The sequence below is a fragment of the Nostoc sp. UIC 10890 genome (assembly GCF_054786515.1).
In genome coordinates this window covers 1-1172 of record NZ_JBSGKF010000173.1, presented here as the reverse complement: position 1 = coordinate 1172, position 1172 = coordinate 1, and the positions used below count along the sequence as shown (strand labels likewise).

The following is a 1172-nucleotide window of genomic DNA, read 5'->3' as shown; positions in this document are numbered from 1 at the left end:
AATTCCATAGTGATTAGAATTGCAAACACTTACCCAGCCCGTTCCTACTTTAGCTGCTTTTTCCATGGCCACTTTCATGGCAAAAGGGGCGACCACCAAACCTAAACCACTGTCTCCGTCGACTACTGCTGTGGAAGGGGTTTCATAAGTCACCCGAATGTTCGGGTTGCTGTTGATTCGGTTGGCTTCCCAAAGTCGAACATAACCACTAAGACGCGCTACGCCATGAGAATCGACCCCTCTTAAATCTGCACTAACCAAAACGCGAGCCGCCAAAGCAGCGTGTTCAGGAGAACAGCCCATGGCCAAAAAAACCGACTCCGAAAAGGAAAGAAGTCGGTTGTAGGTCAAAATGACCTTTTGTTGTTCCTTCATATGCTAAACTTAGAATGGCAAATCGTCTACAGGAGCATCCGTTCCAAACCCGGAGGCATTTCCTGCACTCATGTTTCCTCCGTTTTGCATGGCATTAGAAGAGTATCCGCCGCCAGTGGGAGCACTGTTCATGCCGTTGTTGTAACCTCCTGCGTTGTTGTAAGCGTCTCCGCCTTCGTTCGTCCGGTTGCCGCCACCAAGAAGTTGAACCGATTGAACACGCAACACCAAACTGGCTCCGTTCCGGCCGTCATTGGTGGTATAGGTTCTGATATCAGGGATACCTTCAACATAAACCTGTGTACCTTTTTTCAGGTATGGCGCTACCGCAGTGCGGTCCGTCCAGTAGGCACATTCCACCCAAAGTGTTTTATCTTTCATATTGCCCTGTTGATCCTTAATCTTTTCCGTGTGCGCAACACTGAAATTGATGACAGATCGGCCATTAACATTGTTTACGATGGAATCTTTTCCCAGATTCCCAATCACCTGCATTTTTACCATATACTTGAGTTAAATCGATTCGGCTGGCAAATTAGCCATAAACATCAAAACAAACGCCTAATCCCTCTATTTTTTACCCCCAACTTATGCGCATCTTGTAGTGGATTCGACGGCTCAATTTATTGATCGATGGCAGCATTAAAATCATCTGGCCAGCAATCATCGCGGGAGCGAATCAAGTTTTTCCAATGAAGGATATCTTGCCCATGAATACTGCAGATTTTAAACCTAGGAGCAAAGAAAAATCTTCCCTTTTGTTCCAGACCTTCATTAATTAACACAGAGATTTGTCG

The 1172-nt window shown here is 45.9% G+C and carries 2 protein-coding genes; both read right to left on the bottom strand.

The window, feature by feature from the left end; all coding sequences use genetic code 11:
• Positions 1-375 (bottom strand): Ldh family oxidoreductase (locus ACWATR_RS40220; RefSeq protein ID WP_460346034.1); only part of this gene is annotated, 375 nt, incomplete at its 3' end.
• A gap of 9 nt (positions 376-384) precedes the next feature.
• Complete coding sequence (locus ACWATR_RS40215) at positions 385-879, bottom strand: single-stranded DNA-binding protein (RefSeq protein WP_460346031.1); 495 nt, start codon at positions 877-879, stop codon at positions 385-387.
• Positions 880-1172: the final 293 nt, after the last annotated feature.

Coding starts and splice junctions, on each gene's coding strand:
- ACWATR_RS40215 (WP_460346031.1), bottom strand. CDS start 879: ATGGTAAAAATGCAGGTGATTGGGAATCTGGGAAAAGATTCCATCGTA.